This window comes from Pseudomonas sp. ME-P-057 (assembly GCF_030208975.1).
Taxonomy (GTDB): domain Bacteria; phylum Pseudomonadota; class Gammaproteobacteria; order Pseudomonadales; family Pseudomonadaceae; genus Aquipseudomonas; species Aquipseudomonas lutea.
In genome coordinates, this window is the sequence record NZ_JARVSX010000035.1 from 89257 (window position 1) to 110945 (window position 21689).

Consider the following 21689-nt stretch of genomic DNA (forward strand, 5'->3'; position numbering starts at 1 on the left):
GATCACCTGCGGGAGCGCGCTGGAATGAAGATCACGGCAGTAACGCGCTTGAATAAGTGTCGACTGTAGGAGCCGGCTTGCTGGCGAACGCGGTGGGTCATCGGCATCAATGGCGGCTGGCACTCCGCATTCGCGGGCAAGCGCGCTCCTACACCAGTTTGCGTCACTTTTGAGAGGGTGCGGGCAGTGCACGAATTGGCAACAATCACTCAAATTTTTGAGGTCAGGTCAGATCCGTAGGAGCCGGCTTGCTGGCGAACGCGGTGTCATTGGCATCAATGGCGGCTGACCCACCGCATTCGCGGGCAAGCGCGCTCCTACAAGGGGTCTGCGTCGTGTTAAGGCTCTGCGTCGTTTTTAGAAATTGCAGCTGCCCCAGATCCGTAGGAGCCGGCTTGCTGGCGAACGCGGTGGGTCATTGGCATCAATGGCGGCTGATCCACCGCATTCGCGGGCAAGCGCGCTCCTACAAGGGGTCTGCGTCGTGTAAGGCTCTGCGTCGTTTTTAGAAATTGCAGCTGCCCCAGATCCGTAGGAGCCGGCTTGCTGGCGAACGCGGTGGCGTCATTGGCATAAATGGCGGCTGGCACCCCGCATTCGGGGGCAAGCGAGCTCCTACACCGGTTTTGGGTCATTTTTGAGAGGTGCAGCCGGTCCAAGATTTGGCAATGATTATTCAAATTTTTGAAGTCAGGTCAGATCCGTAGGAGCCGGCTTGCTGGCGAACGCGGTGGGTCATTGGCATCAATGGCGGCTGACCCACCGCATTCGCGGGCAAGCGCGCTCCTACACCGGGTCTGCGTCGTGTTAAGGCTCTGCGTCGTTTTTAGAAATTGCAGCTGCCCCAGATCCGTAGGAGCCGGCTTGCTGGCGAACGCGGTGGGTCATTGGCATCAATGGCGGCTGATCCACCGCATTCGCGGGCAAGCGGGCTCCTACAAGGGGTCTGCGTCCTGGTAGAGCTCTGCGTCTTTTTGGCCTTCATTCGTCGCTGTTCGGGTCCATCCCCGGGAACAACACTTCGATAAACCCGAACCGGCTGAAGTCGGTAATCCTCGAAGGATACAAGCGCCCGATCAGGTGATCGCATTCGTGCTGAACAACGCGCGCATGAAACCCTCGGGCTTCGCGCTGGATGCGATGGCCGTCGGGGTCGAAGCCTTCGTAGCGAATGTGCTCGTATCGATCCACTACACCGCGCAGGCCGGGCACTGACAGGCAGCCTTCCCAACCCTCCTCCAGCGTCTGCTCCAGCGGCGTAATCAATGGGTTGAGCAGAATGGTCTGCGGCACCGCCTCTGCATCGGGGTAACGCTCACTGCGCTCGAAGCCGAAGATGACCAGCTGCAGATTAATGCCGATTTGCGGGGCGGCCAGACCCACGCCGCCGACACTCTCCATGGTTTCAAACATGTCCTCGATGAGGGTTTTCAACTCCCGGGAGCCAAACATCGATTCAGGGACAGGCGGTGCGATACGCAACAAACGCTCGTCACCCATTTTCAGAATTTCACGAATCATTGCGGGACCTATGTGACGGGTAACGGGCAAGGGCCCGGGAACCGGACCCTTGCCGCCAGCGTTATCAAAATTTATCGGTCTTCAGCGTCGGCGGCACAGGCGTGTAATCGTGATCATGGCTATGGTCACGGCCCAACCCGGATACGTGCTGCTTGATGTGCACCGTCTCCACATTGGCCACGGTGTCACGCTCGCCTTCTTCCTTCTCGCCCTTGTCCTTGCCTTCGGCTGACATGTGCTCGATCACCGCATTCATTTCTGCGCCCAGCAGCAATACCGCTGCCGAGATGTAGAAATACAACAGCAAGACGATGATCGCCCCGATGCTGCCGTACATCGCGTTGTAATCGGCGAAGGTCTTCACGTAATAGGCAAATCCCAGCGACGCGAGGATCCACACCACCACCGCCAGGACCGAGCCCGGGGTGATGAACCGGAAGCTCTGTTTAACGTCCGGCATCACGTAATACATGATTGCAACTGCCACCATCAGGAGCACGATAATCAGCGGCCAGCGCAGGATCGTCCACAACGTGACGATGAAATCTTCCATGCCGATCTGTGCAGCGAGCCAGTTCATGACCTGCGGGCCTGTCACCATCAACGCCGCCACGGTCAGCAGCATGCCGGCGATGCCGATGGTATAGAACACCGACAATGGAATGCGCTTCCAGGCCGGACGGGCTTCCACCACGTCATACGCAGCATTCATTGCGCTCATCATCAGCCTGACACCGGCGGAGGCGGTCCAGAGGGCGATGACGATACCGATCGACAACAAGCCGCCTTTGGACTGCTGCAGCTGGTCAATGACCGGGTTCACTTGGTCCAGCGCCTGCGGCGGGAGCACGAGCTCGGATTGCAGTCGCAACCAGCTGAAAAAGTCCGGCAGGTGCAGAAAGCCGATCAGGGCGATGAGGAACAACAGGAAGGGGAACAACGAAAACAGCATCTGGTAGGCCAGTGCCGAGGCGTACGTCGACATCTCGTCATCGAGAAACTCTTTGACCGTTCTGACCAACACTGTTTTGACACTGAGCTGGCGCAATTCCGGGAATATCATGGCGTCTCCTTCGCGACACAGATGTAGCCCAAGCCTATTTTTCAATTCGAACGCATCTACAGGCGCTAAGCATACGAGCAGGCAAACGCGTTGAAATTCCGTCGGCCGCCCGCAGTGCCCGGCTTTTTACCCTTAGCCTTCCCGGTTGGCCAGCATTGTTGAGTTTCCAGCTACCGGTGACACAAACAATAACGGCCATCAAAGGATGGCCGTTACGGTGATTCAAATCAGCTCGCCGGGAGCCCTACAGCCACCGGCGCAAGGGATTTAGACCTTGTCTACGCCTTTCTTCACGGCGTCTTTTGCGTCGCCAACAGTCTGCTGGGCTTCGCCTTTGACTTCCTGCGCCTTGCCTTCTGCGCGCAGTTTGTCGTTGTCGGTGGCTTTACCGACGCCCTGCTTGATGTTGCCCACTGCTTCGTTAGCCATGCCTTTGACTTTATCGCCGGTGCTGCTCATAGGGTTCACTCCAGGGTGAGAATAGGATGTCATTGTCTCGACACTAGAACTGACCGAAGCCTGCGATCAGAGGTTCAATGAATTCTCAAACGGATTGATTGGAGGTCACGGCGGGTTGCTCAGCCCGCGAATCCGGCGACTCCCATTATGAATGTCCGCCTATTGATCCGGGCCCTGCAGGAGCGCGGTTTTCCGCGAAGGCGTTCCAGGCCCAGCGCATGTATCGCCTGAAATGAAGCATTCGCGGGCAAGCGTGTTCCTGCATCTCACTGCCTGCCGTGAACATTGCGGGCACTGCAACGGTCGGGTGATAGCTGGAGACAAGACGGCGACCTGCACCAATTTTGACTTTATGTTTGCCCCGGAACCTCGGAGAATGCCCGACCGAACCGGACGCGCTCAATGGCGCTGGCCCCGGTTGACGAGACAGCGATTCAGGAATGTTATGAAACTCGACAAGCAGCAGGCCATTGCCCGCCGTAACGAACAGCTCGGCGGCGCCGTGCTCGGCACCAACAACACGCATTTCGCGGTTCTCGACCCCAAGCGCAATATCTGGTGGTTCGACTTGCCCATGAGCCGCCTGGCAGTGGGTCAGTACGAGTGGCTGCACCTGCTGTTGCACACACCGGCCACCGACGAGTTGATTCACCTCAAAGTGACAACCAAGTTCCTGCGCGAGCAGAAAGACGGCGTGGTCATCCGCAACGAAGGCAAGCGCAAATCCACCGTGAGCCTGGAGCTCTCGGCAGACAAGGATTCGTACTTGAAGGACATGCGCCCGAACGGCGCGAACCTGAGCTTCGCTGCTTTCGTGCAGAATTAATCAGCGGGAAATGATGTAAAAACCGCAGCCCGGTCTCTCCGGCGCTGCGGTCCGCTATGACGTCAGACGAGCTCGATGCGGTCAGCGTGAATGACAATCTGGCCCTGTTTGTACAGCGCGCCGATCGCTTTCTTGAAGTTGCCTTTGCTGACCCCGAACAGGTTGCTGATGACCTGTGGATCGCTCTTGTCACTGACCGGCAACACACCGTTGTTGTCGCGCAACTTGCCGAGGATCTGCGCGTTCAGGCTGCTGGCAAGCTGCTCGCCCACCGGCTGCAGACTCAGGCTGATATTGCCGTCGCTGCGCACTTCCTTGATGAAGCCTTTTTCCTGTTTACCCGGACGCAGGAACTTGAACACCTCGTTCTTGTGAATCAGGCCCCAGTGCTTGTTATTGATAATCGCCTTGAAGCCCATCGCGGTCTCTTCGGCCACCAGCAAATCGACTTCCTGACCGACTGTGTAGTTGGCCGGCGTTTTATCCAGGTAACGATCCAGACGCGTGGTCGCCGTGATCCGCCGGGTGTGCTTGTCGAGATAGACGTGCACGACACAGTAATCACCAGCCTTCAACGGTCGCTTTTCTTCCGAGTACGGCAGCAGCAGATCCTTGGGCAATCCCCAGTCCAGAAAGATACCAATGCTGTTGACCTCAACCACTTTGAGGCTGGCAAATTCGCCCACCTGAACTTTTGGCTTCTCGGTGGTAGCGATCAATTTGTCATCGCTGTCCAGATAAATGAAAACATTGAGCCAGTCTTCATCTTCGCTGGGAATGTCTTTGGGAATATATCGATTGGGCAGCAATATCTCGCCGTCCTGTGCCCCGTCCAGATATAAACCGAAGTTGGTGTGTTTAACCACTTGCAAACTGTTGTAGCGCCCGACTAAAGCCATGTGCAGATACCCTCGTTACGTCGGCGGCATTCTACCCGAATTCCCGCCTGCGTTTGGCTTCGCCCTTTGACATGGCTGTGCGGTCCCTTCGGCCAGACCACAATAAATGAAGCGCCGCTCATGCCGCTTGCCGTGACCAAGGCTGGCCAAGGCCATTCGTCAGGTTATCGAATCTGCTCAGAAGGTGAGCGCCTGTGCGCTTCCGCCTGACTCCAAAGTCAAACAATGCAATTAAAACAGGCATTTAGTCGTGTGATCACAACCAGATTGCCCGGGAATTATTCATTCCCCACTGTCCGGTCGCCCGATAATTACCAAGCAATTTGTGCCTGATTCCGATAGGATGGCCGGCCGTATTAAATTTATATAGGTCAATTGCAGCCATGCGTGTAAAAGCATCCAATTCGAAAGCCAAACCAGCTCCTGCCGTTGAAACCAGCGATTCGATCAACGCACAAATTGCAGCTTTTCTGAAATCCGGTGGCGAGATCCAGCAAATCGCCAAAGGTGTCAGCGGCCAGACCTTCGGCCCGTCCAAGCAGATCTCCCTCGGCAAAAAGTAAATTTTCTCCCGCCTCCGCGGTCGACATCCAGGCGCTTTGATCACAAGGCGCCAGGTCCATCGCTCCTCGCTTCACAGAGCTCTGCTTTACTCTTTTTGTCACACGGCGCACCTTGTTGCCTCTTCGCAGCACTGTGCACGACCATGGCGAATGAACGGACGATGCACTGATCTGCTGACGTCTCTGCGGAAAACAGTCATGAACAAACGGATGATCATCGGTGCCTTGTTAAGCCTCGGGCTGACGGGCTGTGCGACTCACGGTTGTGACACCAGCCAGGCGGGCAGTGCCTGTCGTGTTGACTATCTGCTGTATCAGAACGACATGCTCCAGGCCAAGCTGCTGCTCAACGAGCGTCGCCCGGAGAATGACGAGCTCGCCAGCGCATTGCTTGAGCGGGCAGCCCGGGATGACACGACGGGCGAAGCGGCGTTTTATCAGGCGATCTTGCTGGTGCGCCAGAATGCCAGCCCGGCGCTGGCGGATGACAAGCTCAACGATGCTGCCGACGCCAACTACCCGCTGGCCATCGCGCTCCTGGCGCAACGCGCTGGAACGCAAGACCCGGACAAGGCCAGCGCCTACCGTGCCAGGTACGACAAGCTGGACGTGGCCACGAGTGGCTATCCCTCGTTCCCCCAGGCGCTGATCGTCGTCAATCAGCTGGTTTCCCCCGGAAACTGATCGCCTTTTTCGACGCATCTGCATCCAATCGACCAATGGTCGCGAGAGATCGTCAATCAGCGGTATCCTTGCGACGCTCTAGCTCGCGGTTCTTGTCTGGCCTTCCGGCTTCTGGATAAAGACCTCCGACCCACTCCTCTGAACCTGAAAGGAGTGAAGCATGCCCCATGCTCGCTGTTTTACCCGTTGGACCGGTGCGGTGTTCGCCTGCGCCACCCTTATGCACCATACCGCCAGCGCTCAGGTGATCGAGCGCGAGCTGGGCGACTTCAGCCTTAAGCTCGGCACAACGCCAAGCCGGACCATGGCCCAGGGCCTGGTCACCCCGAGTGGTGGCGATTCAAAATTCCATGGTGGGCTCGACCTGACTCACGAAAGCGGTTTCTACTTCGGCCAATGGTCACCCAGCACAGGACTGGCGCCAGATACTTCGCTGGAAGTCGACTCCTACATGGGGTTCAAAAAGCCGTTCGACAAAACCCTCGGTTATGAGTTGGGCGTCATCCGCTACAGCTACCCGAATACCGATCAGCTCGACAGCCACGAGCTGTATGCCGGCTTCCGCATCTTCGACAGCCGCATCGGCACCGCTTTCAGCACCGACGCCGGGCGCCAGGACAGCACGTTGTTCCTGGACCTTGGCAGCGTGATTCCGCTGGGCCTCGACCTGCGCATGCAGTACGGCAATCACCAGCTCGACTCCCCTTCGATCATCGACGGCGGCGGCGTGGTCAACGCCTACAGCGACTGGTCGTTCAACGTGTCGCGCCCTGTGCTGGGCATGGACATGAACCTGATGTACAGCGGCTCAAGCCTGACCGGCGCCGATTGCAGCGCCTACAGCGGGCACAACACCCAATGCGAAAGCACGGTCACGCTCAAGGTTGTGCGCTCGTTTTTCTGATCGGCTGAACCGCCATGACCTGACTTGCTCTATAACTGGGAGACGAACCGGCAAGGAGCTGTCATGGGAATTGTGTTGAAGACCTGTTTTACGCTGTGGCTGAGCCTGGCGCTGTTGGCGGGGTGCAGTCAGATCGGTCTGACGTATCGGCATCTGGACTTCATCATTCCCTGGTCGCTCAACGACTACCTGGACATGAACGCTTCGCAGAAAGACTGGCTCGATGAGCGCCTGAAGGAGCACCTGAGCTGGCACTGCACCACCCAGATTCCCGGCTACCTTGACTGGCTGGACCGCCTGGAAGCGATGGTCCGGGACAACCAGGTCAACGAAGACCAGCTCAAGGCGCGCACCGCCGAAGCGCGGCAAGCCATCGCCACCCTTTCCAAGGAAATCACACCATCGGCGGTCGAGCTGCTTCGCCAGCTGGACGACCAGCAAGTGGGCGAAATGCAGGCCGCGTTCGCCAAGGACCTGCGCAAGCATGAGGACGAATACGTGGACCAGCCACTGGATCGGCAGATTCGCGATCGTGCCGAACGCATGGAGAAAAGGCTGACACCCTGGATAGGCAAGCTGAACCCCGCACAGCATGCGCGAGTGGTGCAGTGGTCGACCTCCCTGGGCGAACAAAACCGCGTATGGATCGACAACCGCGCGCACTGGCAGTCGCTGCTACTGACCGCAGTCAAACAGCGCAATGCTCCTGGCTTCGATCAGAAGATCGCCAGCCTGTTGCAGGACCGGCAGACCTTCTGGACGCCCGAATACCGCACGGCCTACGACCACACCGAGCAGGCGGCCATCTCGCTGATCACAGACTTGATGGCGCAGAGCACCGACGATCAACGGCAGAAGCTGCTGACCAAGATCGCCGACGTGCGCAAGGATTTCACAGATCTGAGTTGCTATAAGAGCATGAAAAAAGCGTCCTGATCAGGACGCTTTGAGAGTCAGGCGATCTGCGCCTTGGAGGCCACTTCATCAAAGGTCGCCGTATCCAGCGCATCGCCCTGTTCATCCAGCACCTGACGCGGATGGTCATTGCCCGGGATGCTGCTGTCGATCATCGCCAGCAAGCTTGCGCCTCGGGGGGTAAGGCTGGCGCCTTGGCCATTCCCGCCTGCACCACTGGTGTGAGCGGCAATGAACCCACGTTCAAGCAACAATGCTTTCAATTCGGTGGCAGACGCCTCTGATGCATCGGCGCTCGCGACGCTGTTTTGAACGTCGTGCAACAGACGCTCGATCACGTCCCAGTCGTATCGTTTGGACATATCTCAACCTCCAGTGGGCCAACAGGGCAATACCCGTGACATCCGGTCATCGGGCTTGATGCTCTGTGGATGTGACCCAGCGGAGCGCCAGCCGTTCAGCAGGCTGGCGGTGGCAGAAACCGGCGTTATTCGGCGACCGGCGGGCGCGTGACGCGCTTTTTCAGCGGCGCCATCCCGTCCTGACTGACCAAAGACTCGGCTTTCGGGCGATTCACCGACTTGCGCTTGGTCGGCCCCTTGGCGACGGCCTTCTTTTTGTCGCCCTTCTTGTCACCTTTGCCATCGGTTTTTTTCTTCTTCACGCCAACAGCCTTGCCCGACGCCTTGACCTTCTTCGGTCCGGTATAGGTGCCTTTGACTTCCTTGATCGTGCGGCGCTCGAATTTCTGCTTGAGGTAGCGCTCGATGCTGGACATCAGGTTCCAGTCACCGTGGGTGATCAGCGAGATCGCCAGACCTTCGCCGCCCGCCCGGCCAGTACGGCCGATACGGTGAACGTAGTCATCACCGGTGCGCGGCATGTCGAAGTTGATGACCATGTCCAGGCCGTCGACGTCCAGACCACGGGCCGCGACGTCGGTAGCCACCAGAATCTTCACGCCGCCCTGCTTCAGACGATCGATCGCCAGCTTGCGGTCTTTCTGGTCCTTGTCGCCGTGCAGCACGAACGCTTTGTACTCAAGCGCCACCAGACGCCCATAGATACGGTCGGCCATGGCGCGGGTGTTGGTGAAGATGATGGCTTTCTGGTAGGTCTCGTTGGCGAGCAGCCAATTGAGGACCTGCTCTTTGTGAACGTTGTGGTCGGCGGTGATGATTTGCTGACGGGTGCCCGGGGCCAGCTCGCTCACGCTGTTGACCTGCAGGTGCTGAGGGTCTTTCAGCACCTTGCCGATCATTTCGCGCAGACCCGAACCGCCGGTGGTGGCCGAGAAAAGCATGGTCTGTTGACGATTGGCGCATTCGCCAGCCAGACGCTCGACGTCTTCGGCGAAGCCCATGTCGAGCATGCGGTCGGCTTCATCGAGCACCAGCAGCTCGACGTGCTTGAGGTCGAGGTTGCCTGCGTTGAGTTGCTCCAGCAGGCGGCCCGGCGTACCGATGAGAATGTCCGGCACCTTGCGCAACATGGCGGCCTGAACCTTGAAGTCTTCGCCACCGGTAATCAGCCCGGCCTTGATGAAGGTGAACTGGGAGAAACGCTCGACTTCCTTGAGGGTCTGCTGCGCCAGCTCGCGGGTCGGTAACAGGATCACTGCGCGGATGTCCACACGCACCTTGGCCGGGCCCATCAGACGATTGAGCATCGGTAATACGAACGCGGCAGTCTTGCCGCTGCCGGTCTGCGCCGTCACCCGTAGATCGTGCCCTTCCAGCGCCAGCGGAATGGCCGCTGTTTGCACAGGCGTAGGCTCGACGAAATTGAGTTCGGCCACGGCTTTTAGCAGGCGTTCGTGCAGGGCGAATTGGGAGAACACGGGTGTTACCTCGGCGGAATACAAAAAAACAGTCGCATAGGTTACCGGTTTAAGCCCGATTCGCCGAGCGTCTTTAGCTCAAAGGGCCTATTTTGTTACCGGATTTGCCCCGCACTGCCCTCCCTTTCCCAACAATGCTCTAATCGCGCCCCGCTTTTTTGATCAGGAGATGCAGCGCCCATGGACACCTCTTCGCTTTGGCTACGCGCCCAGGAAATCTGGACGCTGCTGGAGAACCAGCCAATGCTGCGCACCATCGTCGGCTTGCTGCTCTTGCTCGTCGCCGCCTTCGCCCTCGGGCGGCTGGCACGCTGGATCATCCTCTATGCCATGAAGGCACTCAGCCGTCAGCCGGCGCTGTTCTGGCTCAACGATTTTCTGCACACCAAAGTCTTCCATCGGCTGGCCCAGGTCACCCCGTCGCTGGTGATCCAGTTCGGTCTCAACCTGGTTCCCAACCTTAGCCCCGCCGCCAACCATGTGCTGGGCAACATCGCCCTGGCGTTCACCATTCTCTTCCTGATGCTCACCATCGGCGCGTTGCTCAACGCGTTGCTGGACATCTACGCGCGCACCGAGCACGCCCGTACCCGCTCGATCAAGGGCTACGTGCAGCTGACGAAGATGATCCTGTACGTGTTCGCGGCAATCATCATCGTTGCCACGTTGATCGACCGATCGCCGCTATTGCTGCTGTCCGGCCTTGGCGCGATGTCGGCGGTGATTCTGCTGGTTTACAAAGACACCCTGCTGTCGTTCGTTGCCAGCGTGCAGCTGACCAGCAACGACATGTTGCGCGTAGGCGACTGGATCGAAATGCCCCAGGTCGGCGCCGACGGCGACGTGGTGGACATCACATTGCACACCGTGAAAGTGCAGAATTTCGACAAGACGATCGTCTCGATTCCGACCTGGAGACTGATGTCGGAGTCGTTCAAGAACTGGCGCGGCATGCAGCAATCAGGCGGGCGCCGGATCAAGCGCAGCCTGTTTATCGATGCCAGTGGCGTGCGTTTCGTCTCCGATGAAGAGGAGCAGAAACTGACGCAGGTGCGTCTGCTGACTGATTACATGGGCCGCAAAAAAGCCGAGCTAAAGGCCTGGAACCAGGCGCAGGGCAATGTCAGCGAAATGGCCGCCAACCGCCGACGCATCACCAACATCGGCACGTTTCGCGCCTACGCACTGGCGTACCTGAAAAGCCACTCCGACATCCACCCGGACATGACCTGCATGGTGCGCCAGATGGAAGCCACGGCGCAGGGTGTGCCGCTGGAGATCTACTGCTTTACCCGCACCACCAGTTGGGCTGACTACGAGAGGATTCAGGGGGATATCTTCGATTACCTGCTGGCGGTGCTGCCGGAGTTCGGGCTGGGGGTTTATCAACAGCCGAGCGGTGCGGATTTACGGATGGGGTTGGCGAAGATGTCAAACGAGCGATTGACTGAAGGCGTCTGACTACTATGCTTCCGCGTTTCTGACGCGCACCGCCCCTGGGGACATGCCCACCGAGCGTTTGAACGCGCGACTGAACGCGGCCAATGACCCGTAACCCAGCTCGCTGGCGACGGTTTCAACCGGTTGACGTTGGCGACTCAAACGGAGAACAGCCAGACGCATTCTCAAGTCCGTCAGGTATCGAAGCGGGGTGACGCCGGTTGCAAGGAAAAACCGCTGGGCAAACACAGAGCGGGATTGCCCGGCTTCCTTTGCAAGCAATGCGACTGTCCAACTGTGGCCGGGCTGTTTGTGCATCATGACCAGCGCCCTGCTGAGTCGGGGATCCTGTAACGCGCTCAACCAGCCCGAGGCGCCGCCGCATCCGCCGGCCACCCAGCCTCGTACGATCAGGGCGGCGACCACTTCGGCCAGACGCGCCAGGATTCCCATGTGCCCCGCCTGGAGGGTCAGCGACTCACGCTCCATCGCCTCAAGCATCGGGCGGATCTCGGGTGATGACTCAAGCAGGGTACTCACCTGCAACACCTCTGGCATGGCTGCTACGAGCGGTTGCATGCCACCGAGCTCCAGCGTCATGCAGCAACTGAAGAGAATCGGCGCGCGGCCCTCTCGCTTCTGATCCACGAAGGACTTTTCACTGCCGTCATCCCTGGCCAAGGCGTCCAGAGCAAAGGGCTTCACATCGGCGGCGCGGGCATTTTCAGAAGCCAATACCGCATGGGCCCCTCCATGAGGAAGGAGCACGGCATCCCCTGTGTCGAGCCGATGAAGATGGCCGCCCGGGCTGCGCAACCAGAGGGGTCCACGCCCTGCAAAATGAAATTGAGCCCGGCCCACTTCGTTGCTGAAGCCAATGCCCTGAGAGACTGGAACTTCCATTCTGCGGAACTGCACGCCGAACAAGCGCATGCCTGACAGCAATTCACTCACAAGGGCACTGGAAGAAGGATGCATAAAAAGGGACCACGACAGGACGGATAATCAAATAAGAAGCTTTTTGGATCATAGAACGTCCCGACCACCCTGCCTAGACTTTGCCTCCAACCTTGAAGTCAGGAAGCAGCCCCCATGAACTACCCTCGATTTACCCGAATGCTGCGCGGCACCTGTGCGGTCGTCCTGTTGGGAGGCCTATCCTCGCTAACCATGGCCGCAGACCGGAGCTATACCGTGACTTCCCCGGATGGCATCAAGCTGGCGGTGCAAGAGTCAGGCAATCCACAGGGCCCTGCCATTGTTTTCATTCATGGACTGTTGGGCAGTCGACTCAACTGGGAGAAACAAACGAGCAGCGCCGAGCTGCAACGCTATCGCATGATCACCTACGACCTGCGTGGTCATGGTCTTTCCGACAAGCCGGAACATACCGAGGCCTATACCGACGGGCGCCGGTACGCCGATGACTTGGCCGCTGTGCTCAAGGTTACCGGCGCCAGGAAGCCGGTATTGGTCGGCTGGTCATTAGGCGGAGTGGTCATGTCGAATTATCTCGCAGCCTATGGTGACGCTGATATTGGCGGGGCAATGTACGTCGACGGCGTCATCGAACTTAACGCTGCGCTCATCACTTCCCACCCTGATGTCTATGCAGGCCTGGCGTCCGAGGAGCTGAAAACCCATCTGGAGGCCGTGCGCACTTTTCTGTCGCTCTGCTTCAACACCCGGCCGGACTCGACCACGTTCGAGCTGCTGTTATCCAATGCTGCCATGGCTTCCTGGCCAATGACTCGCGCCACGCCCTCAATGACCGTCGCGGTGGCGGAAGGACTGCCCAAGGCACGCGTGCCGGTCCTGATGGTGTATGGCGAAAAGGATGAGCTGGTTCAGGTTCAGCCCAGCATCGTCCGTGCCAGGCAGTTGAACCCTCGCATCAAGACGAGGCTGTACGAGAACTCGGGCCATGCCCCGTTCCTGGAAGAAGCCGCGCGCTTCAATCGGGATCTGGTTCAGTTCATGGACACGTCTGTGACCGCTGCTCAGGGTCACTAAAAGCAGACAAGGAGGCTGGCTGATGTCCGAGCTGACAATTTCAACATCCACACCTTTTTATCGTGGCTTCCGGCCACTCGACATGGAAGCAGGCGGAGTTCGCTTCGCCGGTGTCATTGGGGGTAATGGCCCACCTGTGCTCCTGCTCCACGGCTACCCGCAAACGCACATCGCCTGGCGGCGAATTGCACCAGCGCTGGCGCTGACCCATACGGTAATCGCCCCGGACCTCCCGGGGTACGGATCGAGCCTGATCACGCAAACAACACCTCGATGGACGAAGCGCCGCGTCGGGAACGCACTGGTCGCACTCATGGAGAAGCTTGGACATAAGCGATTCTCTGTGGCCGGCCACGACCGAGGGGCGCGGGCCGGATATCGCATGGCCCTTGATCACCCTGAGCGGATCACCGCTTTCGCCTCCCTCGCCGTGGTGCCGACGCTGGATGCACTGGCCTTGATTGATTTTCGCGGTGCTACAAAAGCCTTCCACTGGTTTCTTCTCGGTCAGCAGGCGGACTTGCCCGAGCGCTTGCTGGCCGCTGACCCGGACGCATTCATTGATTTTGCGCTGAATAAGATTACTGAGGGTCGAGAGGTGATCGAATCGGCAGCCATGGAGGCTTACCGGGCAGCATTCCGCAGACCTTCGGTGCGTCTGGCCATGATTGAAGATTACCGGTCTGCGCTGGATGAGGATCTTGCGCTGGACGAAGCAGACGTCGCGGCAGGGCGAAAGCTGCGGTGCCCGGTGCTGGTGCTATGGCCGGATGCCGATCACGCTGATAACCGCCCGACACCTATCGACATCTGGCGGCGCTGGGCAACTGACGTTAGAGGCAGCTCAACGCCGGGTGGGCATTTGCAGCCAGAGGATGCTCCAGAACAAGTACTGGCGGTACTCGCTCCCTTCTTGCGAATGCAAAACATCCAGTGATGTTGAAGGTAAGTTGTTATCAGACGAGCGCGAAAAACGAGTGAGCGCGCCGCACTTTAATTCAAACAACAAAAAGCCCGGCGTCTGCCGGGCTTTTATGTTTTGGATATTCAAACATCCAGAGTATTAACGGTCACGCTGGTAGCTGGAACCGAATTCCTTGCGGTTTTCAGCAACGGTCAAAGTGCCGGAAGTCTGAGCGGCGAACGGCTTGACCGCGTCTTTGCTGGCTACTTTGCTGTCCAGCAGCGTGGCGCTGGAGGCGTCAACGATGGCGCGTTGGCTGATCTGCTCAGGGCTGGCGAAGGCAGAACCGGCGGCCAGGATGGACAATGCGAAACCGAAGGCGATGGACTTTTTCATGTTTTAAATCTCCGCTTAGTGGGTAGTAAGTTGGTTAACTCGTTTCGTTGGGGCCAATCTAATGGGTCGACCCCAACATGAAAAACCAAGCGTGAAGATAGCTAACATCACCGCCGCTGATGTCGTTGACGCGGGTGTCTAACCCGGATGTTTCAGACTGCCGCTCGGCGTTCGACCAGACCGCGCCGACTGATCCAGACCGACAAAACAATCACCAGCGCGCCGGAAAACAGCTTGCCCAGGTCTTCGTTTTGCCCCCAGATCAGCAGATTGATCAGCAGCCCGACGGGCACGTGCAGGTTGTTCATCACCGCCAACGTCGCACCGTTGACCAGGCAGGCGCCTTTGTTCCACCAGTACATGCCGAGCGCGGTTGAGCACAGGCCGAGGAACAGCAGAACCCCCCACTGCTCAGGCGCATCCGGCAGGCGCTGGGCGTTGCCGAACAACAGAAACGCCGGCAACGCCACCGCCAGCGCGCCGAGGTAGAAATAGCCGAAGCGGCGGTAATGCGGCACATCGCCGGGATAGCGGGCCACCAGATGTTTGTAGAGGACTTGCCCTGCGGCGTAGGTAAAGTTTGCCAGCTGCAGCAACAGGAAGCCGCCCAGGAAATCCGGATCGACCCGGTCGTAACGGATGATGACCGCGCCGAGCACGGCGACCAGTGCCGCCAGCAGACCCCACGGGTTGAAGCGTCGATTTAGGGCATCTTCAATCAGCGTGACGTGAAGCGGTGTGAGGATGGTGAACAGCAGGACTTCCGGCACCGTCAGCACCCGGAAGCTCAGGTAGAGGCAGACGTAGGTCACGCCGAACTGCAGCGCGCCGATCAGCAGCATGCCGCGCATGAACGGCGCCTCTACTCGACGCCAGCGGGTCAGAGGGATAAAAACCAGCCCCGCCAGCAGCACCCGAAACAGCACGGCAAAGTAGCTGTCGACGTGCCCGGCCAGATAAACGCCAATCAGGCTGAAGGAGAACGCCTGGATCAGCGTCACGAAAAGTAGATAGCCCATGGTTGCCCCTTTTTTGAAGGCGGCGACCTTAGCCGTTTGGCCCATGACGTGTCCATTGCACAACGTTGCCTGCGTTGCCCGCCCGTGAACGCGGCAGCAGCGACCGTAAAAGAAAAAACCCGATGACCCGGCGCAATCCTGCGGGTCGATCGGGCAATGCACTCAGGAGCGAACGAGTGCCAATGGAGTGTCGATGAACGAGAGGATGATCACGCGGCAGGATTAACGGGCGATTAACGATTGAATGACGCTTTGGCGGGATGTGCCGTCAGCCAACGGATGGCAGGTTGTGGCAGCGCTCTCGATCAATGCGCACGGAAATCACCCCTAACCCATTCAAGAATTTGTTTTATCGACGACGGCGCAGTACGCTCCGTCGACGCCGGGCATGGCCTTACAACGGCTCGCAGTTCAGAGAGATACGCAGTTTGACGATGTCGCGGGTGAATTTCGCGGTGACTTCGGTGCTGCTCCTGGGCGCGACCTGAACCCGGCGTGTACGCGGCGCTTCCGGGCCGTTTCGAAAGACCACGCTGCATTTGGCAGGCACGTCGCCAAAGTTGTTCAGGGTGATGTTGCCGATGTCATAGGCGACGTCATGGCTGTTGTAGTCGACCTGCACGCCCTTGATGTTCTTTTCGACATCGATCGGGTAGGCAAACGCGCTCAGCGGCAACATCGCCAGCAGCACACAACTGATTATTTTCATGCGGCAGTCTCCATGCAGGGACGGCCAGCTTAGGACAACAGGAGCGACAGATGAAAGCGCCCCGCGTGACCCTTGATCAATGGCGCACTCTGCAGGCCGTTGTCGACCACGGTGGTTTTGCTCAGGCCGCCGAGGCCCTGCACCGTTCGCAGTCCTCGGTCAGCTACACCGTGGCCAGGATGCAGGATCAGCTCGGTGTGCCGCTGCTGCGCATTGACGGCCGCAAAGCGGTGCTGACCGAGGCGGGTGAGGTGCTGCTGCGGCGCTCGCGGCAACTGGTGAAGAACGCCAGCCAGCTGGAAGATCTGGCGCACCACATGGAACAAGGCTGGGAGGCGGAGGTGCGTCTGGTGGTGGATGCCGCTTACCCCAACGCTCGGCTGGTGCGGGCATTGACCGCTTTTATGCCGCAGAGCCGCGGCTGTCGCGTGCGCTTGCGTGAGGAGGTGCTGTCAGGGGTGGAGGAAGTCTTGCTGGAGGGTGTAGCCGATCTCGCCATCAGTGGCTTCAGCATTCCGGGCTACCTTGGCAATGAGATGAGCAAGGTGGAGTTCGTTGCGGTGGCGCACCCCGGGCATGCACTGCACCAGTTGCAGCGCGAGCTTAACTTCCAGGATCTGGAAAGCCAGTTGCAGGTGGTGATCCGTGACTCGGGGCGTAATCAGCCCCGGGATGTGGGGTGGCTCGGTGCCGAACAGCGCTGGACCGTGGGCAGCCTGGCGACGGCCGCTGCGTTCGTCAGCAGCGGATTGGGCTTTGCGTGGCTGCCGCGCCACATCATCGAGCGAGAGATCCACGAAGGCGTGCTGAAGATTCTGCCGCTGGACAAAGGCGGCAGCCGGCATCCGACGTTTTACCTTTATTCCAGCAAAGACAAGCCGCTGGGTCCTGCGACGCAGATCCTTATCGATCTGATCCAGAGCTTTGACACTGCGCCGCTGGACGCCCCCTTTCCAGGGCCCAAGCAGATGCTCTGAAGAAAGTGTCATTGGCGAAACGCTCGCTTTCTAGTGGGACTGGCTTTAGCTGGTCAACGAATGCGCCATATTGTTCTGTGGGACCGGCTTTAGCCGGGAATGCGCCAGGGGTTACACCGCGAGATTGACGGCGTTCACGCTGGCCCCTTCCCGGCTGAAGCCGGTCCCACAAGGGCGCCGTATTGTTGGCCCCTTCCCGACTGAAACCGGTCCCACTAGCAGGTCCCCACTGTCCAAATCCGCGCAAACGTGGTTCCCTTACGTCCTGTTTTATCGCCGTCGAAATTACTTTCAGGACACTGCCCATGCTGAAGAAACTCGCCCTCTGCGCCACTGCCATGTTGTTCGCAGGAAATCTGATGGCCGCTCCGGCGCCTCATGTCGTGCTCACCACCAGTTTCGGCGATGTCGAAATCGAGCTGAATCAGGACAAGGCGCCTGTCAGCACTCAGAACTTTCTGAAATACGTCGACAGCAGCTTCTACAACAACACCATCTTCCACCGCGTCATCCCGGGCTTCATGGTTCAGGGCGGCGGTTTCACTGCGCAGATGCAGCAAAAGAACACCAACGACCCGATCAAGAACGAAGCTGACAACGGCCTGCACAACGTGCGCGGTACCGTTGCCATGGCACGGACCTCGGACGTCAATTCGGCGACCAGCCAGTTCTTCATCAACGTCGTCGACAACGCGATGCTCGACCACGGTGCCCGCGACTACGGGTACGCAGTATTCGGCAAGGTGGTGAAAGGCATGGACGTGGTTGACCAGATCGTCAACGTCCAGACCAGCACCAAAGGCGGCATGCAGAACGTGCCCGTGGACCCGATCTTCATCAAGACGGCCAAGCGCGTGAACTAAGCTCTGCCTTGAGCGCAAAAGCCGGGCCTCTGCCCGGCTTTTGCATTTCAGGGCCTGACCGCTTGAATCAACCTGAGCAATCGCGGTTTCGCGCGGTCTGACTCGGGGACTGTCCTCAAGCTCCTCGCATGCCGCTGCATACAAACCCTATCGAAAGGAGAGCCCGCTCAAGCGTGGGCGTCATTGCCAATGCTCTATCGCCGTTTTGAACAGCTGATCGATATCTTCCGCGAAGCCCCCAGCGCCGCCCCGCCCAACACCGTCTCGTCGTTCTACCTGTATTACCTACGGCAGGTGTGGCCGACATTCGCTGCATTGCTGGTGGTTGGCCTGATTGGCGCGCTGATCGAAGTGTCGCTGTTCAGTTACCTGAGCCGCATCATCGATCTGGCCCAGGGTACGCCCAACCCGAATTTCTTCCGCGAGCACGCATTCGAGCTGACGTGGATGCTCATCGTCGCGCTGGTTCTGCGGCCCATCTTCGTCGCCCTGCATGACCTGCTGGTTCACCAGACCATCAGCCCCGGCATGACCAGCATGATCAACTGGCAAAACCACAGTTACGTGCTCAAGCAGAGCGTGAATTTCTTTCAGAACGACTTCGCCGGGCGCATCGCCCAGCGCATTGTTCAGACCGGCAATGCGTTGCGTGAATCGGCCGTGCAATCGGTGGACGCGCTGTGGCACGTGCTGATCTATTCGATCAGCGCCCTGGTGCTGTTCGCCGAGGCTGACTGGCGCCTCATGCTCCCGCTGTTGAGCTGGATCATCGCGTTCGTCCTTTCCCTGTGGTACTTCGTCCCGCGGGTGAAGGCACGCTCGGTTATTTCTTCCGATGCGCGCTCGAAACTGATGGGGCGCATCGTCGACGGCTACACCAACATCACCACGCTCAAGTTGTTCGCTCACACTCAGTCCGAGCAGCAATATGCGCGCGAAGCCATCAGCGAGCAGACCGAAAAGACCCAGCTGGCCGGCCGTGTCATTACTGAGATGGACACGGTCATCACCACCCTCAACGGGATTCTGATTGTCACCACCACAGGCCTGGCCTTGTGGCTGTGGACCCAATCGTTGATATCGGTGGGTGCGATCGCGCTGGCGACTGGCCTGGCCATCCGGATCGTCAACATGTCCGGCTGGATCATGTGGGTAGTCAACGGCATTTTCGAGAACATCGGCATGGTTCAGGACGGTCTGCAGAGCATTGCTCAGCCGGTCGGCATCACGGATCGCGACGCCGCGCCCAAGCTGGCCGTCGACCGCGGCGGGGTGAAGTTCCAAGACCTCAACTTTCAGTACGGCACAAGCAAGGGTGTGATTCATGGGCTTAACCTGGACATTAAACCGGGGGAGAAAATCGGCCTGATCGGGCCGTCGGGGGCAGGCAAATCGACGCTGGTCAATCTGCTGCTGCGCCTGTATGACGTTCAGGGCGGGCGAATCCTGATCGACGATCAGGACATTGCTCACGTAACGCAGGAAAGTCTGCGCTCGCACATCGGCATGATCACGCAGGACACCTCGCTGTTGCACCGCTCGATCCGCGACAACTTGCTGTACGGCAAACCCGACGCCACCGACGCGGAGCTTTGGGAGGCCATGCGCAAGGCCCGCGCGGATGAATTCATTCCGCTGCTCACTGATTCCGAGGGCCGCAGCGGGCTGGATGCTCACGTCGGCGAGCGCGGCGTCAAGCTGTCCGGCGGCCAGCGTCAGCGCATCGCCATCACTCGTGTGCTGCTCAAAGACGCGCCGATTCTGATCATGGACGAGGCCACTTCTGCACTGGACTCCGAGGTCGAAGCGGCGATTCAGGAGAGTCTGGAAACGTTGATGCAGGGCAAGACCGTTATTGCCATTGCGCACCGGCTGTCAACCATTGCGCGGATGGACCGCTTGATTGTCCTTGGAAACGGCCGCATTGCCGAAAGCGGGACCCACACCGAGCTGCTTGCGCACAAGGGTCTGTACGCACGGTTGTGGGCGCATCAGACAGGCGGGTTTGTTGGGGTGGATTGATCGGGCGGTGACGGTGGCTGTGGCCGGCACGGTGATGGTCATGGTCATGGTCATGGTCATGGTGACCGTAACCGTAACCGTAGCCGTGATCGTGATCGTGATCGTAGCCGTGATCGTGATCGTGATCGTGACCGACATTGTAGGAGCCGGCTTGCTGGCGAACCCGGTCCGTGATTCACCATTGATGTGGCTCAATAAATCGGTTCGCCAGCAAGCCGGCTCCTACAGGGGAATGCGTCTGTTCAGTTGCGTTGGTGGTGAATGACAGACCGCATTCGCCGGCGCGCTGTTTGGTACGCAAACGCGCCGAGCTCTGTATAGCTACTCAACCTGCCGGTACGGCAACGCCCCACGCGCTTCTTCGGCATAGGCCAGAACCCCTGCGCGCTCCTGGGTGAGAAAGTCTGCCACGGCTTCGCGCAATCCCGGGTGCGCCAGGTAATGCCACGAGTGGGTGATCACCGGCTCGAAGCCGCGAATCAACTTGTGCTCCCCCTGGGCGCCCGCGTCGAAGCGCTTGAAACCATGGGCGATGGCGTAATCCATCCCCTGATAGAAACACGTCTCGAAGTGCAGCCGATCAAACTCGGCCAGGCAGCCCCAATAGCGACCGTAAAAGCTGTCGCCACCCGTCAGGCTGAACGCCATCGCCACCGGCCGTGAACCTTGCCGGGCGAGTACGACACGAATGGCCTCGGGCATCCGCTCGGCGACGAGGCTAAAGAATTCTCGCGTCAGGTACGGCGTTTGCCCACGCACTTCATAGGTATTTGAATAGCAGGCGTAGACGAAATCCCAATGCGCCTCGCTCAGCTCTTGCCCTTCGAGCCAGTCGAAATCAAAGCCCTGCCCCGCTACTTGCTCGCGCTCCTTGCGCATTTGCTTGCGCTTGCGTGAACTCAGCGCGTCGAGAAAATCCTGAAAGTCACGGTAACCGCGGTTCTGCCAATGGTACTGGCAGCCGATGCGTTGCAGCCAGCCGGACTGTTCGGCGAGCAGTGCGTCGGCGACCGGATCGGTGAAGTTGACGTGGACGCTGGACAGCTCCTCGCTCTGGGCATACCCCGGCAGGCACGCGAGCAGTTCGCGGCCATCTTCGGGTGTCTTCGCCAACAGGCGTGGCCCGCTTACCGGACTGAACGGCACCGCCACCAGCAGTTTCGGGTAGTAAGCCAGACCCGCGCGACGGCAGGCGTCCGCCCAGGCGTGATCGAAGACGTATTCGCCGTAAGAGTGCCATTTGCGGTACGCCGGCAGCGCAGCGATCAGCTGCTCGCCCTCGTACTGCAGCAAATGCTCGGCGCGCCAGCCGGAGCGCGGCCCGAGGCTGCCGCTGTCTTCCAGCGAACTGAGAAAAGCATGGCGCAGAAACGGTGAATCGCCAGATATCAGGGCGTCCCACTGTTCAGGCGCAAGGTCAGAGAGCTTATCCAATCGGTGTAACGACATCCCACCACTCCAGGTCGCGCCAACGTGGGCGCAGTATCACCTATTCATCCGTTCTGCACATGAAATTACTCATGGCACCGCTCTAGCCCGCAGGTCCAACGAAATTTTCACATGTCATCGACATGACATCACTTAGCCACTGTTTCGTCATAAACGCTGGCAATACTGGCGCCTGTTTTTAGAGCCAGACGTTCTAAAAACTCCGATTTGTTCCCGCCCGAAT

At 59.1% G+C, this 21689-nt stretch carries 23 protein-coding genes; 12 read left to right on the plus strand and 11 right to left on the minus strand.

Annotation, left to right across the window (positions count from 1 at the left end; translation table 11 throughout):
* Positions 1-981: 981 nt before the first annotated feature.
* The 3 genes from def to QRN48_RS19005 all read right to left on the minus strand — a co-directional run bounded on the left by def (position 982) and on the right by QRN48_RS19005 (position 3043).
* On the minus strand, positions 982-1521 hold the full coding sequence (def, locus tag QRN48_RS18995; protein ID WP_285352373.1) for a peptide deformylase: 540 nt from the start codon (positions 1519-1521) through the stop codon (positions 982-984).
* Positions 1522-1585: 64 nt separating this feature from the next.
* Positions 1586-2584 carry a YihY/virulence factor BrkB family protein gene (locus QRN48_RS19000; RefSeq protein WP_285352376.1) on the minus strand — a complete coding sequence of 333 codons (999 nt, stop codon included), beginning with the start codon at positions 2582-2584 and terminating at the stop codon, positions 1586-1588.
* 267 nt (positions 2585-2851) lie between these two features.
* Entirely contained in the window at positions 2852-3043 is a 192-nt protein-coding gene (locus QRN48_RS19005) for a CsbD family protein (RefSeq protein ID WP_037012165.1), read from the minus strand.
* Between the two features lie 445 nt (positions 3044-3488).
* Here QRN48_RS19005 and QRN48_RS19010 point away from each other — a divergent pair, with 445 nt between their 5' ends.
* Positions 3489-3869, plus strand: a complete 381-nt coding sequence (locus QRN48_RS19010; protein WP_037012167.1) for a hypothetical protein — start codon at positions 3489-3491, stop codon at positions 3867-3869.
* Between the two features lie 62 nt (positions 3870-3931).
* Here the strand turns inward: QRN48_RS19010 and QRN48_RS19015 are convergent, their stop codons facing one another.
* Positions 3932-4768, minus strand: coding sequence for a CvfB family protein (locus QRN48_RS19015; RefSeq protein ID WP_285352379.1), 837 nt, complete (start codon positions 4766-4768; stop codon positions 3932-3934).
* A 383-nt stretch (positions 4769-5151) separates the two neighbouring features.
* Between QRN48_RS19015 and QRN48_RS19020 the strand changes: the two genes are divergently transcribed.
* From QRN48_RS19020 to QRN48_RS19035, 4 genes are all read left to right on the plus strand, one after another.
* A complete protein-coding gene (locus QRN48_RS19020) occupies positions 5152-5331 on the plus strand; it encodes a PFL_1563 family small protein (RefSeq protein WP_037012170.1) in 180 nt (59 codons plus the stop codon).
* A gap of 198 nt (positions 5332-5529) precedes the next feature.
* Positions 5530-6015 carry a hypothetical protein gene (locus tag QRN48_RS19025; protein WP_285352383.1) on the plus strand — a complete coding sequence of 162 codons (486 nt, stop codon included), beginning with the start codon at positions 5530-5532 and terminating at the stop codon, positions 6013-6015.
* A gap of 160 nt (positions 6016-6175) precedes the next feature.
* On the plus strand, positions 6176-6919 hold the full coding sequence (locus tag QRN48_RS19030) for a TorF family putative porin (RefSeq protein WP_274603692.1): 744 nt from the start codon (positions 6176-6178) through the stop codon (positions 6917-6919).
* A gap of 63 nt (positions 6920-6982) precedes the next feature.
* Positions 6983-7855, plus strand: coding sequence for a DUF6279 family lipoprotein (locus QRN48_RS19035; protein ID WP_285352386.1), 873 nt, complete (start codon positions 6983-6985; stop codon positions 7853-7855).
* 17 nt (positions 7856-7872) lie between these two features.
* On the opposite strand, the gene QRN48_RS19040 is transcribed toward QRN48_RS19035, so the two are convergent.
* Positions 7873-8196 (minus strand): hypothetical protein, encoded by a 324-nt coding sequence (locus QRN48_RS19040; protein ID WP_037012175.1) that lies wholly within the window; start codon positions 8194-8196, stop codon positions 7873-7875.
* A 125-nt stretch (positions 8197-8321) separates the two neighbouring features.
* On the minus strand, positions 8322-9674 hold the full coding sequence (locus QRN48_RS19045; RefSeq protein WP_037012177.1) for a DEAD/DEAH box helicase: 1353 nt from the start codon (positions 9672-9674) through the stop codon (positions 8322-8324).
* A 180-nt stretch (positions 9675-9854) separates the two neighbouring features.
* On the opposite strand from QRN48_RS19045, the gene QRN48_RS19050 reads away from it, so the two are divergent.
* On the plus strand, positions 9855-11135 hold the full coding sequence (locus QRN48_RS19050) for a mechanosensitive ion channel family protein (protein ID WP_285352415.1): 1281 nt from the start codon (positions 9855-9857) through the stop codon (positions 11133-11135).
* A gap of 3 nt (positions 11136-11138) precedes the next feature.
* On the opposite strand, the gene QRN48_RS19055 is transcribed toward QRN48_RS19050, so the two are convergent.
* On the minus strand, positions 11139-12092 hold the full coding sequence (locus tag QRN48_RS19055; RefSeq protein ID WP_285352417.1) for an AraC family transcriptional regulator: 954 nt from the start codon (positions 12090-12092) through the stop codon (positions 11139-11141).
* 114 nt (positions 12093-12206) lie between these two features.
* Here QRN48_RS19055 and QRN48_RS19060 point away from each other — a divergent pair, with 114 nt between their 5' ends.
* The gene (locus QRN48_RS19060) at positions 12207-13127 is read left to right on the plus strand and encodes an alpha/beta fold hydrolase (RefSeq protein ID WP_285352419.1); all 921 of its coding nucleotides are present in this window, start codon (positions 12207-12209) and stop codon (positions 13125-13127) included.
* A 22-nt stretch (positions 13128-13149) separates the two neighbouring features.
* Positions 13150-14064 carry an alpha/beta fold hydrolase gene (locus QRN48_RS19065; RefSeq protein WP_285352421.1) on the plus strand — a complete coding sequence of 305 codons (915 nt, stop codon included), beginning with the start codon at positions 13150-13152 and terminating at the stop codon, positions 14062-14064.
* A gap of 126 nt (positions 14065-14190) precedes the next feature.
* Here the strand turns inward: QRN48_RS19065 and QRN48_RS19070 are convergent, their stop codons facing one another.
* From QRN48_RS19070 to QRN48_RS19080, 3 genes are all read right to left on the minus strand, one after another.
* Positions 14191-14427 (minus strand): hypothetical protein, encoded by a 237-nt coding sequence (locus QRN48_RS19070; protein WP_037012180.1) that lies wholly within the window; start codon positions 14425-14427, stop codon positions 14191-14193.
* Between the two features lie 152 nt (positions 14428-14579).
* Positions 14580-15446, minus strand: coding sequence for a carboxylate/amino acid/amine transporter (locus QRN48_RS19075; RefSeq protein ID WP_191944500.1), 867 nt, complete (start codon positions 15444-15446; stop codon positions 14580-14582).
* 394 nt (positions 15447-15840) lie between these two features.
* Positions 15841-16155, minus strand: a complete 315-nt coding sequence (locus tag QRN48_RS19080) for a 3-phosphoglycerate kinase (RefSeq protein WP_191944499.1) — start codon at positions 16153-16155, stop codon at positions 15841-15843.
* Positions 16156-16205: 50 nt separating this feature from the next.
* Between QRN48_RS19080 and QRN48_RS19085 the strand changes: the two genes are divergently transcribed.
* The 4 genes from QRN48_RS19085 to QRN48_RS19100 all read left to right on the plus strand — a co-directional run bounded on the left by QRN48_RS19085 (position 16206) and on the right by QRN48_RS19100 (position 20282).
* Complete coding sequence (locus QRN48_RS19085) at positions 16206-17132, plus strand: LysR family transcriptional regulator (protein ID WP_037012184.1); 927 nt, start codon at positions 16206-16208, stop codon at positions 17130-17132.
* Positions 17133-17437: 305 nt separating this feature from the next.
* A complete protein-coding gene (locus QRN48_RS19090; protein WP_037012186.1) occupies positions 17438-17995 on the plus strand; it encodes a peptidylprolyl isomerase in 558 nt (185 codons plus the stop codon).
* Between the two features lie 189 nt (positions 17996-18184).
* Positions 18185-20017, plus strand: a complete 1833-nt coding sequence (locus QRN48_RS19095) for an ABC transporter ATP-binding protein (RefSeq protein WP_285352424.1) — start codon at positions 18185-18187, stop codon at positions 20015-20017.
* The gene (locus QRN48_RS19100) at positions 20004-20282 is read left to right on the plus strand and encodes a hypothetical protein (protein WP_285352426.1); all 279 of its coding nucleotides are present in this window, start codon (positions 20004-20006) and stop codon (positions 20280-20282) included. The genes QRN48_RS19095 and QRN48_RS19100 overlap by 14 nt, the downstream gene beginning before the upstream one ends.
* Positions 20283-20338: 56 nt before the next feature.
* On the opposite strand, the gene QRN48_RS19105 is transcribed toward QRN48_RS19100, so the two are convergent.
* Positions 20339-21466, minus strand: a complete 1128-nt coding sequence (locus QRN48_RS19105; protein WP_285352428.1) for a GNAT family N-acetyltransferase — start codon at positions 21464-21466, stop codon at positions 20339-20341.
* Between the last annotated feature and the right edge of the window lie 223 nt (positions 21467-21689).